The organism is Anaerostipes sp. AF04-45, assembly GCF_003461725.1.
Classification (GTDB): domain Bacteria; phylum Bacillota; class Clostridia; order Lachnospirales; family Lachnospiraceae; genus Anaerostipes; species Anaerostipes caccae.
On record NZ_QTXQ01000005.1, the window covers coordinates 193,414 to 207,277 of the forward strand.

Annotated in this window: 16 protein-coding genes; 5 read left to right on the plus strand and 11 right to left on the minus strand. The window is 46.2% G+C overall.

Annotated features, from left to right (window positions below; genetic code table 11):
• Positions 1–58: 58 nt before the first annotated feature.
• A complete protein-coding gene (gene htpG / locus DWV34_RS09545; protein WP_006566561.1) occupies positions 59–2,050 on the plus strand; it encodes a molecular chaperone HtpG in 1,992 nt (663 codons plus the stop codon).
• Positions 2,051–2,110: 60 nt separating this feature from the next.
• Here htpG and DWV34_RS09550 read toward each other — a convergent pair whose 3' ends face one another.
• The 9 genes from DWV34_RS09550 to DWV34_RS09595 all read right to left on the minus strand — a co-directional run bounded on the left by DWV34_RS09550 (position 2,111) and on the right by DWV34_RS09595 (position 9,965).
• The gene (locus DWV34_RS09550; protein ID WP_009289091.1) at positions 2,111–3,136 is read right to left on the minus strand and encodes a sensor histidine kinase; all 1,026 of its coding nucleotides are present in this window, start codon (positions 3,134–3,136) and stop codon (positions 2,111–2,113) included.
• Positions 3,129–3,812 (minus strand): response regulator transcription factor, encoded by a 684-nt coding sequence (locus tag DWV34_RS09555; RefSeq protein ID WP_009289092.1) that lies wholly within the window; start codon positions 3,810–3,812, stop codon positions 3,129–3,131. The genes DWV34_RS09550 and DWV34_RS09555 overlap by 8 nt, the downstream gene beginning before the upstream one ends.
• Positions 3,813–3,824: 12 nt before the next feature.
• Positions 3,825–5,873 carry an ABC transporter permease gene (locus DWV34_RS09560; protein ID WP_009289093.1) on the minus strand — a complete coding sequence of 683 codons (2,049 nt, stop codon included), beginning with the start codon at positions 5,871–5,873 and terminating at the stop codon, positions 3,825–3,827.
• A complete protein-coding gene (locus DWV34_RS09565; RefSeq protein ID WP_006566566.1) occupies positions 5,863–6,633 on the minus strand; it encodes an ABC transporter ATP-binding protein in 771 nt (256 codons plus the stop codon). Before DWV34_RS09565 ends, DWV34_RS09560 begins: the two co-directional genes overlap by 11 nt.
• 143 nt (positions 6,634–6,776) lie before the next feature.
• The gene (locus DWV34_RS09570) at positions 6,777–7,055 is read right to left on the minus strand and encodes a DUF2325 domain-containing protein (protein ID WP_006566567.1); all 279 of its coding nucleotides are present in this window, start codon (positions 7,053–7,055) and stop codon (positions 6,777–6,779) included.
• Positions 7,056–7,116: 61 nt separating this feature from the next.
• On the minus strand, positions 7,117–7,554 hold the full coding sequence (locus DWV34_RS09575) for a flavodoxin (RefSeq protein ID WP_009289094.1): 438 nt from the start codon (positions 7,552–7,554) through the stop codon (positions 7,117–7,119).
• Positions 7,555–7,566: 12 nt separating this feature from the next.
• Positions 7,567–8,127, minus strand: a complete 561-nt coding sequence (locus DWV34_RS09580; protein WP_118476137.1) for a DUF3793 family protein — start codon at positions 8,125–8,127, stop codon at positions 7,567–7,569.
• A 138-nt stretch (positions 8,128–8,265) separates the two neighbouring features.
• The gene (locus DWV34_RS09585) at positions 8,266–9,102 is read right to left on the minus strand and encodes an aldo/keto reductase (protein ID WP_009289095.1); all 837 of its coding nucleotides are present in this window, start codon (positions 9,100–9,102) and stop codon (positions 8,266–8,268) included.
• Between the two features lie 467 nt (positions 9,103–9,569).
• Entirely contained in the window at positions 9,570–9,965 is a 396-nt protein-coding gene (locus tag DWV34_RS09595; RefSeq protein ID WP_006566572.1) for a hypothetical protein, read from the minus strand.
• A 238-nt stretch (positions 9,966–10,203) separates the two neighbouring features.
• Here DWV34_RS09595 and DWV34_RS18100 point away from each other — a divergent pair, with 238 nt between their 5' ends.
• From DWV34_RS18100 to DWV34_RS09610, 4 genes are read left to right on the plus strand one after another with little or no spacing between them, the layout of a single operon-like run.
• The gene (locus DWV34_RS18100) at positions 10,204–10,689 is read left to right on the plus strand and encodes a nitroreductase family protein (protein ID WP_412246719.1); all 486 of its coding nucleotides are present in this window, start codon (positions 10,204–10,206) and stop codon (positions 10,687–10,689) included.
• Entirely contained in the window at positions 10,572–10,937 is a 366-nt protein-coding gene (locus DWV34_RS18200; RefSeq protein ID WP_022260875.1) for a nitroreductase family protein, read from the plus strand. The genes DWV34_RS18100 and DWV34_RS18200 overlap by 118 nt, the downstream gene beginning before the upstream one ends.
• A gap of 11 nt (positions 10,938–10,948) precedes the next feature.
• Positions 10,949–11,326 carry an ArsR/SmtB family transcription factor gene (locus tag DWV34_RS09605; RefSeq protein WP_006566574.1) on the plus strand — a complete coding sequence of 126 codons (378 nt, stop codon included), beginning with the start codon at positions 10,949–10,951 and terminating at the stop codon, positions 11,324–11,326.
• Positions 11,323–12,075 (plus strand): EFR1 family ferrodoxin, encoded by a 753-nt coding sequence (locus tag DWV34_RS09610; protein WP_118476141.1) that lies wholly within the window; start codon positions 11,323–11,325, stop codon positions 12,073–12,075. Before DWV34_RS09605 ends, DWV34_RS09610 begins: the two co-directional genes overlap by 4 nt.
• Here the strand turns inward: DWV34_RS09610 and DWV34_RS09615 are convergent, their stop codons facing one another.
• Positions 12,076–12,774, minus strand: a complete 699-nt coding sequence (locus DWV34_RS09615; RefSeq protein ID WP_118476143.1) for a response regulator transcription factor — start codon at positions 12,772–12,774, stop codon at positions 12,076–12,078.
• Positions 12,758–13,855: a sensor histidine kinase gene (locus DWV34_RS09620; RefSeq protein WP_006566577.1), complete on the minus strand. Its 1,098-nt coding sequence runs from the start codon at positions 13,853–13,855 to the stop codon at positions 12,758–12,760. Before DWV34_RS09620 ends, DWV34_RS09615 begins: the two co-directional genes overlap by 17 nt.
• Between the last annotated feature and the right edge of the window lie 9 nt (positions 13,856–13,864).

Consider the following 13,864-nt stretch of genomic DNA (forward strand, 5'->3'; position numbering starts at 1 on the left):
CGAAGAATTGAAAATTAAACCTGTCAATAGAAAATCAATGCAAAGGAGTGTGTATATCATGGCACAAAAACATGGTAACCTTTCAATTAACAGTGAAAACATTTTTCCAATCATTAAAAAATGGCTGTATTCCGATCATGACATCTTCGTCAGGGAATTGATCTCCAACGGATGCGATGCTATCACAAAACTTCGAAAACTGTCCTCCATGGGAGAATACGAATTTCCGGAAGGCCACAAAGAAAAAATCGAAGTCATCGTAGACGCAAAAGAAAAAACAATGAAGTTCGTCGACACCGGCCTTGGTATGACGGCTGAAGAAGTCGAAGAATACATCACACAGATCGCGTTTTCAGGAGCCACAGAATTTTTAGAGAAATATAAAGATAAGACAGATCAGGACCAGATCATCGGACATTTCGGACTTGGCTTCTATTCTGCATTTATGGTAGCCGACAAAGTTTATATCGACAGCCTCTCCTACAAAGAAGGGGCAGTCCCGGTACACTGGGAATGCGACGGCGGTACAGAATATGACATCGAAGACGGCGTCCGGGATCAGGTCGGAACTCAGATCACACTGTTTTTAAATGAAGACAGCCTGATGTTTGCCAACGAATCAAAAGTTGAGGAAGTCATTCAAAAATACTGTTCTTTCATGCCTGTGGAAATCTTTTTGACTGATGCGGGCAAAGAACAGGAATATGAGACGATCGACGAATCAGAACTGACTGAAGAAGACGTGGTTGTCGAGCACATCCATGAGGATGCAAAAACCGAAGAGAAAGAAAATGAAAACGGTGAGAAAGAAACGGTGGAGGTCTCTCCCGCAAAAGATCTGGTAAAAATCCATAAGCGCCCGGTATCCTTAAGCGATACTCATCCGCTCTGGATGAAACACCCGAACGACTGCACGGACGAAGAATACAAGGCATTTTACCATAAAGTATTCGCTGACTTTAAAGAGCCTCTGTTCTGGATTCACCTGAATATGGACTATCCGTTTAATCTGAAAGGAATTTTATACTTCCCTCAGATCAACACAGAGTATGACTCCATCGAAGGAACGATCAAGCTCTACAACAGCCAGGTATTCATCGCCGACAACATCAAGGAAGTCATCCCTGAATTCCTGATGCTCTTAAAAGGTGTCATCGACTGTCCGGATCTGCCGCTGAACGTTTCAAGGAGTGCGCTCCAGAACGACGGCTTTGTGAAAAAAATCTCCGACTATATTTCCAAGAAGGTTGCGGATAAACTGAGCGGCATGTGTAAGACTGATCGGGAAACCTATGAAAAATACTGGGATGATATCAGCCCGTTCATTAAATTCGGCTATATCAAGGACCAGAAATTCGGAGAAAAGATCAAAGATTATATTCTGTTTAAGAACATGGACCAGAAATATTTAACCCTCAGTGATCTGGCTCCGGCACCGGCTGATGAGAAAGACAAGACAACCATCTACTACATCACGGACGAAGTACAGCAGAGCCAGTATATCAACATGTTTAAGGAACAGGGTCTGGATGCCGTGATTCTGAAGCACAATATTGATTCTGCATTTATCTCCCAGTTAGAACAGCAGAGCCAGAACCTGGCGTTCAAACGGATCGATGCGGATGTGGAAGGCGCACTGAAAGAGGATTCCGAAGAGGATCTCACCGATATCACGACTGCTCTGACAGAACTATTTAGAAAGACTCTCGGAAAAGAGAATCTGGATGTCCATGTGGACAAACTGAAAAACGAGGACATATCTGCCGTCATTACCTTATCCGAGGAGAGCCGCCGGATGCAGGACATGATGAAGATGTACGGCATGGCAGGCATGGACCCGGCCATGTTCGGAGGAGCAGAATCCCTGACCTTAAATGCCAACAACCAGCTGGTGCAGTACCTGTTTGAACACGGGGACGCAGAGAATACACCGATCATCTGCGAACAGCTGTATGACCTGGCAGTTTTGAGCAACAAACAGCTCCCTGCAGACCAGATGACCAAATTTATCGCACGCAGCAACAAGATCATGCAGATGCTGACGAAATAGAAAATGAGCCGCAGACAATTTCACAGACTGTCTGCGGCTCTCTTTTACCTGTCACTTATCCTAAACTTTACAAAACCGAAATATAATCTCAAATCCTTCTGTGTAATCCTCCGGGATCTCAATCTGTATTCCCAGGCTGTCCGCCGTCTGTTTTGCCAGATAAAGTCCCATTCCGGTGGAATTCTTTCTCTTTTCCTCTGTGTCTCCGGTAAATCCCTTTTCAAAAAGAAAGGGAAGATCCCAGGGCTTTACTCCGATTCCATTGTCCCTGACTGCCAGTGTTACATCCCCGCTTTCTGCATCACGCTTTGTATACAGCTTCAAAAAAGATGCTTCTGCTTTCTGCCCGGCATATTTCAAAGAATTGCTCACTGCCTGACGGATCAGGAAAGAAAGACCTTTTTTGTCCGACAGAACATGTAAATCTTCCACTTCATTTATGACACGGATCTTCTGTTCCTTCAGCAGATTTTCATATCCGCAAAGCACTTCCCCGCATATATCAGAAAGAGATACTTGTTCAAATACATAGTCTGTACATACATTTTTTATCCTTGCGTAATACAGCATTCTCTCGACATTTTCTTCTATGTTGGTCTGCACATACTCAAGCCTCCTGTAAGCAGCAGAAGACATCTCATCATTTCGGTTATCCAGAACAAAGGTCATCAACGCCAGCGGAGTTTTGATCTCATGGGCCCATGATTCAATATACTCCTCATACTCCGCAAGATCCGCCTCCTGATCCCGGATCTTATGGTCCAGCATTTCAATGCGCTCTCCTATGAGTCCCATCGCCTGTATTTCCCTGTCATTCATAGATAAAAGTTCTATCTCATTTGGAGAACTTCCGGGCTTCTCCAGGAACCGCATAAAGTCCTTTTCTTTTTTCCTGTCCCTTCTGTCCAGCCAGAGACCCATAAATACGTATAAGATTACGGCAGCCAAAATCACCGAAGGCAGGATGGCATAAAAGCTGCCAATGTCTGAGAGCCAGAGAAACATACAGAATACGAGACAAAGAACCATGGTAAACACAAACCATTCTTTGTATTTTAATAAAATCTGCTTCCATCTGTCAGTCATCGCTTTCTCCGATCTCTGTAAGGCAGTACCCTATCCCTCTTCTTGTCTCTATTCTATAAGGGATATGAAGTTTTCTTATGGTTTTCTTTATTCTTGTCATGTTCACCTGAAGTGCATTTTCATCGATATACTCTGTGGTTCCCCATAATCTCTCTGACAGCATGGATTTTGTCACAGTTTCTCCCGCATGCAGCAGAAGCAGTTCCATGATCTTTCCCTGATTTTCAGGCAGTACCGCCGACTGTCCATTCATATACACCGTAAAAGTCTGGCGGTCCAGCCTGACTCCCTGAATCTCCGCAAAGCGGTCTCTGTCCTCATATCTTCGGAGCAGGTTTAAAATCCGGGCGGTCAGCCTGTCTTTGTGACAAGGCTTTGTCAGATATTCATCTGCCCCCAGCTTAAGGGCATGCAGTTCATCCTTTAACTGATCCCGGCTGGTCAGCACAAGAACTGGCACTGTACTTATCTTCCTGATGGATCTGCATATCTCAAAGCCCGTGATTCCCGGAAGATTCAGATCCAGCAGCACCAGATCAGGAGACAGACTGAGAATCTTCCTGGCCGCATCGGAAAAGTCCGCAAGACAGTCCGTCTCATAGCCCTCCTTCATAAGAATCGAAGCAAGTTCTTCCCTCATAAATACGTCATCTTCTGCAATCACAATCTTTTTCACGCTATCCGCCTTTCAGCCGTCGTCCCTCTTAAGCTTTGTCTGCCGGAGGATCTGTTTGTCGCTCATTTTCATGACGGCCACAATATATCCTAATTCTATCACACACACAAGCAGAATTACAGGCACTGCTGACGCTGTAAGAATTCCTTCTCTTCCCCGCATGTCAGATGCAGCAAAGCCTGAGGCCATGGACCGAATGCCAAACAGGCTTCCGAAAGCGGCGGCGGATATGGGCAGAAGGAAGAACCATCTGATCTGTCTCCTGGCAGACTCGCACAAATATTTGCAGCGGCATCCGAGACGAAGAATCGTCCGGTATCTCTTTTTCGTCTGCTGCTGATGCATCAGAAACTGCACGCCAAGCACCGTATTTGCGATAAGAAGAAAGATGACCCCCAGATAAATGGTTGTATAACTGGCTGCCGCCGTATAAAACAGCTGCCTGCCCATGCTCTTTAAATAGCTTTCATACTTTAGGGAAGTTTTGTCCAGCCGGGTGTTGATATCTGTCATGGTTTGCATCAGCCCTTTCTTCCGGACAACAGAATCCTTGAGCTTTATATTCCAGTACGAATGAAACTGCCCTTCTGTCAGCTGTTCAAATACCGGATCAGGAACGACCAATCCATAGCTGATCGTAATCGAACGGTCCGTGACGATGTTTTCCTGACAGTATGTTTTGGACAGTTCATATCTTTCGTGGTTCATTTCCACAGCGGGCCGTGTTTTCAGCGCAGACTTCATTGTCCTGTCGATATCCCCATTTGAATATTCCCTGCTGGTATAGAGAGCAGCCTGACGGCTTTTCAGACGGAGCGGCTCGTCTCCCTTCAGCTTTAGAATTCGGTTATATCCGGATAAGGAGATCAGGTAGGGTTCATCAAAATATTGGAGATTGTTTAGAAGAACTTCTCTGCCCTGAGAGTCCTCCTGCGCCTTTACGGCTTCGTAAAGTTCCGCTCCGGAAAAAGTTCCCTCTGATTTGTTCCCCTTAAACGGACCTGTTTTCACCTGGAATGATTCCTCTGTAAATTCATCCAGATTCAGCTGTTTCAGCTCTCTTTTGATCTGTCCCGGCTCTCCTTCAAAAGTATAGTCAATGACATGACGGTTATTGAGACCAGAGTTTACGCCGATGGCACATCCATATCCAAAACAGCAGAACGCAGCCAGCATAAGCATAGAGGACACCGCTATGGAATCCGGCCTCAGAACGATCGTCTCCTGGATCTGACGGAATGTAAAAACGGCCAGTCCCTTATTGCTGTCTTTTTGCTTTAGGTACATATCAAATACAATTCCTATCCCCCTGAAAATAAGGAAGGTCCCGCCGATACCCAGTACCATAATCACAGCCATTTCTCCAGGTGATCTCCACGCATTTACCTTCAGGGCCCGGAGATAGGCCGCTGCCAGCATAAAAAATCCCGCTGCCAGCTGTATAGCTGTGAAACAAGTCCTGTGATCCCTGTGCCTCTTATCCTGTGACTGGGACAGCAGCTGTGTGATCTCTTTTCGGACGGTCTTTATACTCTGAAAAAGCAGTGCAGTAAGCCTGACGGCAAAATATCCGGCAGCAGTCCACAGTGCAGCGGAAAGCGAAAATGTAAAACGATGCCCCACAATTCCCATCCCCGCCGCTTTTGCCGTGATCATACTGATCAGCTCTGACAGAAGGACCGCTATGGGGATACCTGCGGCAAGCGACAGGATACTGTTCCAGATATCCTCAGCAAGGAGCATGGCAAACAATTTCCTCCGACCCATTCCAAACATCAGATAGATGCCCATTTCATGGCTCCTCTGCTCCATTCGGTATCTGTCTGAAAAATACACGAGAAAAAACAGGAAAAAAAGAGAGATCCCATAAAGAACAGGAATCAGAAGCAGCAGCTTTTGGACGGCATCGCTCTCCATTTTTTTCAAAAATACCATCACATCCTGATTTTCAAGAGACAGAATAATATAAAATGCAGCAATGGAAACGATAAGAGATACAAACAGCAGCCCGTTTTCTTTTCTGTTTTTCCTGCTATTTTTTCTGACGGTCTCAAAGAACATTGGCACTTCCCCCTCCCAGCTGAGCCATGACTGCTATGATCCTGTCATAGAACTCCTGTCTGGATTCCGCCGGAACCCTTTTCCTCAGCTGATGAAAAATTACTCCGTCCTGAATAAAAAGGATCCTAGAACAATAGCTGGCCACATTGGCATCATGGGTCACCATAAGGATCGTGGCCTTCTGCTCCCTGTTCAGATCAGAAAGCTTCTGCATCAGCAGCCTGGCATTTTTAGAATCAAGTGCCCCTGTGGGTTCATCCGCCAGCAGAATCTCTGGGTTTAACAAGAGCGCCCTGGCCGCTGCGGCCCGCTGCTTCTGCCCGCCGGACAGTTCCGAAGGAAACTTTCCAAGAATATCCTCTATATCAAGGCAGACGGCCAATTCCTTCAGGCGGTGCTTCATCCTGCCTGCATTATGGATGGCAGCCGGCAGCAGAATATTTTCTGCCGCAGTCATATTGTCAATCAGTTCAAAGTTCTGAAACAAATATCCCATCTGCCTCCCTCTGTAGTTTTCCAGCTCTTTTCTGGTAAACTTACTGATGTCCTGTCCTTTTAAAAGAATCCTGCCGCCAGTTGGGTTTGAAGCCGTGGAAATGCAGTTTAAAAGAGTCGTCTTTCCCGATCCGCTGCTGCCCATGATACCGATAAACTCACTGTCCACAACCTGGAAACTGATTCCATTCAGAGCCTTTGTTATATTCTCTTTCTTCCCATAATACTTTGTCAGAGATTCTATTTCTAATTTTTTTCCGGTCATTTTGTATCCTTTCTATCAGCCACAAGACTTGATTGCCTTTCTGACTTAATTATACAAAATAACGCTTCTGAATAACACTTACACTTCTTGTAAGGATTCATGAACAAAGTGGGCAAGCCACTTCAACTCCCTGCATCCTTTTCTCAGGAACACTGTTCTAAGATTGATTCCAGCGCCGCCTCACTGCTGCTGTGTGACCGGACGATTTTGGCCTTGCTCCTTTTCGCCTCACAGAGGGCACATTTCACCATCTTATGGGAAACTGTATTGGTGAACAGAACAACTAAGTCAGGACTTCCTACCTGTTTTCCCAGTTTTGCACTCATCTGAGTAAACACTTTTGCTTTGCAGTTATACTCTTTGCAGATTCTTTTATATTGACAGACCATCCGGTCGTGTCCTCCAATGATCACAACACTCATAAGGAACCTCCTCTGTTTGAAAAGGAGCCGGTGAAACCGGCTCCGGCACTTGTTATCGCTTCTATTGGGCCAGCTGGGCCAGGGTTTTTCCAAGTCTTACACAGTCTGCTTTTACGTCGTCGTCCGGAGTTTCATGGGCAATCAGTCCCTCTCCGTCAACAACAGATGCTCCTGCAGATTTCATGCGGTCTGTCCAGTCCCTCATCCATTCTCCGTCACCCCATCCATAGGAGCCGAAAAGTGCGATCTGCTTTCCTGAAGCAAAAGCTTCCACTTCCTCGACAAAAGGCTCCATTGCCGATTCTTCCAGCTGTTCTGCTCCCATTGACGGGCAGCCGAGTGCAAATGCCTTTGCATCTTTCAGTGTGTCCGCAGAGACTGATTCCACATCTACAAATTCCGGAGTCCCTCCTGCCGCCGTGACCCCCTCTGCGATGGCCTCCGCCATGATTCCTGTATTGCCTGTGCCGCTCCAAAATGCGATGTATACTTTTGCCATGATAGCTCCTTTCTAAGCTGCAACGGTCATCTTCAAGATACCCCTGCCCTGCTGATACAATTTCCAGTAGACTTCTTTACATTTTTTATATATTTTAAATAGTTTCAGTGCTTCACATTGATCGCAGTAAACCTTCCACATTCCGCAGAGCCTGCAGTTCATCCCTCTGTTCTCAATAAATCCAAGAACATCCCCCAGCGGATAATCCAAAAACACACCGATCTCATGGGGAAAATCATCTGCCAAAAGCCTGCTTTTCAGATGACTCAGACAGTCTCCGGCCTCTGTTCCGGAATAGCCGAAATCAGAGAGCAGCTCAGCAATTCCTTCCTCCCGGAGTCTCTGATCCAGGTCTTTTCTACGGTATACATAAACCAACACCGACTCTTCTCTCCATTTCAGTTCTTCCAGATACAGCCCGCATGGATTCAGCCGTTGATTCCAGCTGCGGATTTCCTGTCTTGCAGCCGTAGTTCCCTGATAACGGTAGTTAAACAAGCTGCCGCATTTCATCCCCGCCAAAGTCGGGGCACATTGCTCTACGATTAAATCTGATAAGGTTTTCTCTCCCATGTCACACCTGCTTCATTTTTACACCGCGCGATGGTTAGTTTTAACTAACTATCAACATCATATCATCCTTTTCAAAAAAAACAAGGGAATAACTGAGAGTCATTCTCAATTATTCCCTTACCAAAAACTCATATCATTTTAAAAATCAATGTGGTCGCTGTCTCTGTAAGAACCTTCACAGGTGGAAACCTCATCCAGAATCTTCATATCTTCAGGACTGATCGTAAAGTCAAGCTTTAAATTATCCTTAATCCTTTCCCTGGTCACGCTTTTTACGAGCGGCACCGTATTATGCTGCAGTGCATACTTCACACAGAGCTGTGCAGCACTCACACCGCAGCGCTCTGCTATTTCTCTGATCTCCTCACATTGAAAGACTTTTCCGTTCGCCAGAGGGCTGTAGGCTTCTACGATAATATTTTTTTCTTCGCAGTATGCCCTGGTCTCTTTCTGCAGACAGCTTGGGTGAAACTCTATCTGATTGACCATTGGGGGGATCTCGCATACTTCGAGGATCTCATCGATGTGATGGGGCTTAAAGTTGCTGACACCGATAGCTTTCACCTTTCCTGCCTTGTAGAGTTCCTCAAAGGCTTTCCATGTCTCCCGGTTCTTTTCGATATAATCGTCATGGAACTTTACAGGCACCGGCCAGTGGATCAGATACAGGTCCAGGTAATCCACGCCAAGATCCGTAATCGTATTCTCAAATGCCCTCAGTGTGGACTCATATCCGTGATCATCGTTCCAAAGTTTGCTTGTCAAAAATAAGTCTTCCCGTTTGATCCCGCTCTCCCTGATTCCTTTGCCCACCCAGATCTCATTGTGGTAAGCTGCCGCCGCGTCGATATGAGTATATCCGCATTCAACGGCTGTCTTTACTGCATTCACCGTGATCTCGTCACTGGGCGCCTTCCATGTTCCGAACCCGACCGCCGGCATCTGCTTTCCGTTTGAAAGTGTCACTGTTTCCATAAAAGCATAACCACCTTTCCTCTTCACACTGCATCGACTGTTATCATTATTATATCAGATTTTCCCGGGTTCGGACAGCCGCTGTTTTGCGCAGTGAGTGATAACGGAGCAGCATATATGACATTTTGACCAGTTTTCCGTCTTGCTGTCTCAGAGATGTAAGATTTTCTAACTTTCAGTAAAGTCTCTGCGGTGGCCCGCTCGGAACTCGCTGGCGCGGGGGGCGGCCTCACTGTGCTTTGCACACCACCTCCGAGCCTTTTCTGAAAGAAGAAAAACTAACATCTCTTCGAATGCAAGGCCTCCAAACTGGTCAAAATGGATGTAATATCTACTGGATAAATATTCATTAAACAAATGGAACCGTCCAACGATAGTTGTTTAGCACTATTGGAGGAACGCATTTCAAAGCGTGACGGAAATAATAGTCAATAACTCATGCTTGAAAATCACCGGCAGGCTATGAATCATGCCAGTTCTTTCCTAACCATGTGGCCTACTCCGTATTCGTCATAGACCGCCTCATATCTGGTCCGTTTATCTTCCTTTCGGCAGTCTGATTCGTCAAAAGCACATGCGCCTTTCGGATAAAGATTGCAGAACCGTTCCATATTCCTTCTTGCGGGTATATAGGTCGGGTCCAGGGCCCAGGCGGCTCTGAAATGTTTCATGGCATTTCCGTGCTCCCCGTTTTTCTCCAGAAGGATTCCCATCAGATTATGGGGCTGGGGCGCATGCGGATACACCTTCATAGCCTCCGTAATTCTTTCCTGACAGATATCGTACTCTTTATTTTCCATGAGATATCTTACATCTTTACATAATATACTCAGTCCGTCTCTTTCTATTTTATGATTGAACATAACTATCAAACTCCTTTCCTTTCTTTCTGATTTTATTATAAAGAAAAATCTGTGAAGCCGATGTGAGGAACAGCAGAAGACTGTGAGAATTCTGTGAGAATTCAGCAAAAACAATGGTAACGCCTTTCTTTACCGATGTTGAAATCCGTATCTTATTTGCTATAATGGTTCATAATCTTTAACGAAAGGAAAGAAACCTACGCCACAACATAAAGTCAAAATAAATGCCGAAAAATGCATCGGCTGCGGGTTATGCGCAAAGACGTGCCCCGAACACAATATTATAATGAAAAACAAGAAAGCCGGTATCTTACTGCAGGACTGTCTGATGTGCGGACACTGTTCCTCGGTATGCCCGAAAGAAGCTGTCACAGTTACCGGCTTCCATACGAAACAATATCCGCAGACGAAATCCGTGCGTCTAAACCCCGATGAAGTCCTGGATGTCATTCGGTTCAGGAGGACAGTCAGACGGTTTAAAGATAAAAAAATACCGGATGCTGTGATCGCTCAGATTCTGGAAGCAGGGAGGCTTACCCATACGGCTAAAAATATGCAGGACGTATCCTTCGTCGTTCTAAATAAAAAAAGCAGGAACTGGAGCAGATGGCTGTCCGCCTGTTCAGAAAAGTCAAGCCTCTGGCAGATTTGTTCAGTCCAATGGCCAGAAATAACAAGATACATGATCATTTTTTCTTCTTCCAGGCACCCATTGTCATCGTAATATTGGCAAAAGATAAAACAAACGGCCTGCTTGCCGCCCAGAACATGGAATTTATTGCAGAAGCCAATGGACTTGGTGTGCTGTACAGCGGCTTCTTTACGACTGCCGCAAACATTTCAGGGAAGATCAGGAAAGCATTGAAAATTCCAAAAGGAAAACATGCTGCAATGACTTTGGTATTGGGATATCCGGATGTAAAATTTCTCCGCTCTGCCCGGCGTGAAGCATTAGATGTGAAATATATGTAAAGGGCCAGGATATGGATAAAGATTGTGAAAAAAGATTAAGTCAGATTGTACAGGGTTTCAGCGAATGCAAAGATGCATTTACTGCCATCGGAGATGAGACGAGACAACTGATCCTGATGGTGCTGTTAGAGAGTGACTTATCCGGCATCCGTGTCGGAGAAATTGCCCGGAAGACCCATTTAACCAGGCCGTCTGTCTCCCACCATCTGAAAATATTAAAGGAGGCAGACATTGTGGCCATGAGAAAAGAAGGAACAAAAAATTATTACTATATCAGTCTGGATGAAACCCGCTGGAAAACCATAGCCGGACTGATCAATCTTATTTATGAGAGTATCGAATGCAGCAGCCATAATATAGCCGGTGAAAGGCAGGAGAAAATATTATGATCTTATATTTTTCAGGAACAGGCAACAGCGAATATGCGGCAAAAAGAATTGCAGCAGAATTACAGGATGAGGCTGTAAATCTCTTTCATAAAATAAGAAGAAATGATTGCAGCAAAATAAATTCAGAGACTCCATGGGTCATTGTCACTCCCACCTATGGATGGAGAATCCCCCGGATTTTACAGGAATGGCTGTCAAAAACAGAATTAAAGGGCGCCAAAGATATTTACTTTGTCATGACATGCGGCGGAAGCATAGGAAACGCGGGCAAATATGTCAGGAAACTGTGTTCAAAGAAAGGCCTCTCTTTTAAAGGATGTATCCCCGTGGTCATGCCGGAGAACTATATTGCGCTTTTTGAAGCGCCGGAGCAAAATGAAGCATTGGAGATCATTGCGAAAGCCGAACCTGTACTGGACGAAGCGGCCCGTCTGATAAAAAACAGAGAAGCGTATGCACAGCCCGCGGTCACATTAAAAGACAGACTAAGCAGCAGTATCGTGAATGACATCTATTATCCTGCCGTCATACACGCAAAAAAGTTTTATGCCACAGACAGGTGTACATCCTGCGGCATGTGTGAAAGGATTTGTCCGTTAAAGAATATCGATATAAAAGAAGGAAAACCTGTATGGAAAGACAGATGCACACACTGTATGGCATGTATCTGCCGCTGTCCCGCAGAGGCGATTGAATACGGCAGCCACAGCAAAGGGCTGGTCCGGTACCTCTGTCCAAAGCAGCTCTGATCACTCATCCACCAGACGGTAGCCTACCCCAATCTCTGTCAGAATATATCTCGGATTGGCCGGCGTCTTCTCTATTTTTCTCCTGAGTGCTGCCATCAGGGCTCTCAGTGCCTGGGTATCCCTGCCGTAGCCTTCTCCCCATATTTCTTTGATGATATAGCTTGTCGTCAGAACCCGGCCCATATTTTTAAACAGCAGGGCGAGAAGCTGATATTCCATAGGCGTTAAATGCAGAACTTTTCCTTCCAGAAAAACAGCCCGCTTGTGAAGATCCAGTTTCAGGCCTCCAACTTCAAAGGAGGTCTGTTCCTTTGCCGCGGTTCCTTTATAATAATGGCGGAATGCCACCCGGATTCTTGCCAGCAGTTCCGTGGCTGAAAACGGTTTGGTCAGATAATCGTCAGCCCCTGCATCCAGTGCCGCAGCCTTTTCTTTGTCCTGGTCCCTCGCCGATACGATGATGACCGGCATCTCTGACCACTCCCTGACATTTTTAAGCACATCCATGCCGTCCATTCTGGGAAGGCCCAGGTCCAGAAGCATCATGTCCACCGGCTCTGAGACCAGGGCATTCAGTGCACTTTCCCCGGAATTAGCCGTGATACATCCAAATCCCTCCTGCCTCAAAGCATAGCCTATGAAATTTCTTATCTGGGGATCATCTTCCACGATCAGAATCCGTTCATGATAATGCTCCATTGCTTCCTTCCTCCTTGTTTACGGGAATCTTAAGAGTAAAGACGGCGCCCTTCCCGTCGGCGCGGTTCTCCGCCCTGATGCTCCCTCCGTGTGCTTTTATTATGGTATCGCAAATCGCCAGGCCGAGCCCGATCCCCTGTTTTGAATCTGCATCTCTTGTACTGGAAGTATAGAACGTCTCGAAAATGTTCGGAAGATCTGCGTCCGAAATCCCTTCTCCCCGGTCTGCCACCTCGATACGGATGCCGGATTCCCGCTCCGGCGCCTCCACAGTTATCGTAATCTGGTCTGACGGTTCAGAATGTTTGACCGCGTTATCCAAAAGATTCACAAATACCTGCTCCATAAGCCTGGCATCCATTGGGATCATGAGAACTTCTTCCGGCATCTCCACCTGAATTTTCTGCTCCGGAGCTCTCTTTAAGATCAGTGCGATGGCGCCGCCGATGACTTCCTCCAGAGCCTCCGGTTCTTTCTTGATCTTTAGTCTTCCGTCCTGCAGCCTCGTAAGGCTTAATATATTTTCCACCAGAGAATGCAGCCAGTCCGCGTCTTTGTGGATACCGACGGCCATCTCATGCCGTGGATCATCCTCACTGGTCATGCCAATAAGCATTTCGGACGTTCCCATGATGCCTGACAGAGGCGTCCTCAGATCGTGGGAAATGGCCCGCAGAAGATTACCCCGATACCGCTCCTGCTCAATCTCAGCCTCTTTCTCCTGTGCCCTCACCGCATCTTCCTTCACCCTGGTCGTAAGGGCGCTGGTACAAATCGCCGTTATCGTCATGATAACAAATGTGATCAGATACCCCGGATTGTATACGGCGAAAGAGTAGTAAGGCTTTGTAAACAGCCAGTTGAAAAGAAATGTTGCGATGACGGAAGCTGTAAGGCCAAAAACATATCCTTCCGTAAACCTGGATGTCAGGAGTACAGACAGCATGTAGACGATAACAATATTAGACTCCTGAAAGTGCAGCTCCCTGAAACATATACCCACGGCAGAAGCCAGCAAAAGGAATCCCGCCGTGATCAAGATGCGGCTGCCTGCTGATTCTTTGTTTTTCCCTGTTTTCATGCGGTCACC

Bases quoted from the DNA above. Each gene is read 5' to 3' on its own strand.
- htpG (WP_006566561.1), top strand. From the start codon at position 59: ATGGCACAAAAACATGGTAACCTTTCAATTAACAGTGAAAACATTTTT.
- DWV34_RS09585 (WP_009289095.1), bottom strand. From the start codon at position 9,102: ATGGAAACAGTGACACTTTCAAACGGAAAGCAGATGCCGGCGGTCGGG.
- DWV34_RS09575 (WP_009289094.1), bottom strand. From the start codon at position 7,554: ATGGCAAAAGTATACATCGCATTTTGGAGCGGCACAGGCAATACAGGA.
- DWV34_RS09605 (WP_006566574.1), top strand. From the start codon at position 10,949: ATGGATAAAGATTGTGAAAAAAGATTAAGTCAGATTGTACAGGGTTTC.
- DWV34_RS09565 (WP_006566566.1), bottom strand. From the start codon at position 6,633: ATGACCGGAAAAAAATTAGAAATAGAATCTCTGACAAAGTATTATGGG.
- DWV34_RS09580 (WP_118476137.1), bottom strand. From the start codon at position 8,127: ATGGGAGAGAAAACCTTATCAGATTTAATCGTAGAGCAATGTGCCCCG.
- DWV34_RS09595 (WP_006566572.1), bottom strand. From the start codon at position 9,965: ATGTTCAATCATAAAATAGAAAGAGACGGACTGAGTATATTATGTAAA.
- DWV34_RS09560 (WP_009289093.1), bottom strand. From the start codon at position 5,873: ATGTTCTTTGAGACCGTCAGAAAAAATAGCAGGAAAAACAGAAAAGAA.
- DWV34_RS09620 (WP_006566577.1), bottom strand. From the start codon at position 13,855: ATGAAAACAGGGAAAAACAAAGAATCAGCAGGCAGCCGCATCTTGATC.
- DWV34_RS09610 (WP_118476141.1), top strand. From the start codon at position 11,323: ATGATCTTATATTTTTCAGGAACAGGCAACAGCGAATATGCGGCAAAA.
- DWV34_RS18200 (WP_022260875.1), top strand. From the start codon at position 10,572: ATGGCTGTCCGCCTGTTCAGAAAAGTCAAGCCTCTGGCAGATTTGTTC.
- DWV34_RS09550 (WP_009289091.1), bottom strand. From the start codon at position 3,136: ATGACTGACAGATGGAAGCAGATTTTATTAAAATACAAAGAATGGTTT.
- DWV34_RS09615 (WP_118476143.1), bottom strand. From the start codon at position 12,774: ATGGAGCATTATCATGAACGGATTCTGATCGTGGAAGATGATCCCCAG.
- DWV34_RS09570 (WP_006566567.1), bottom strand. From the start codon at position 7,055: ATGAGTGTTGTGATCATTGGAGGACACGACCGGATGGTCTGTCAATAT.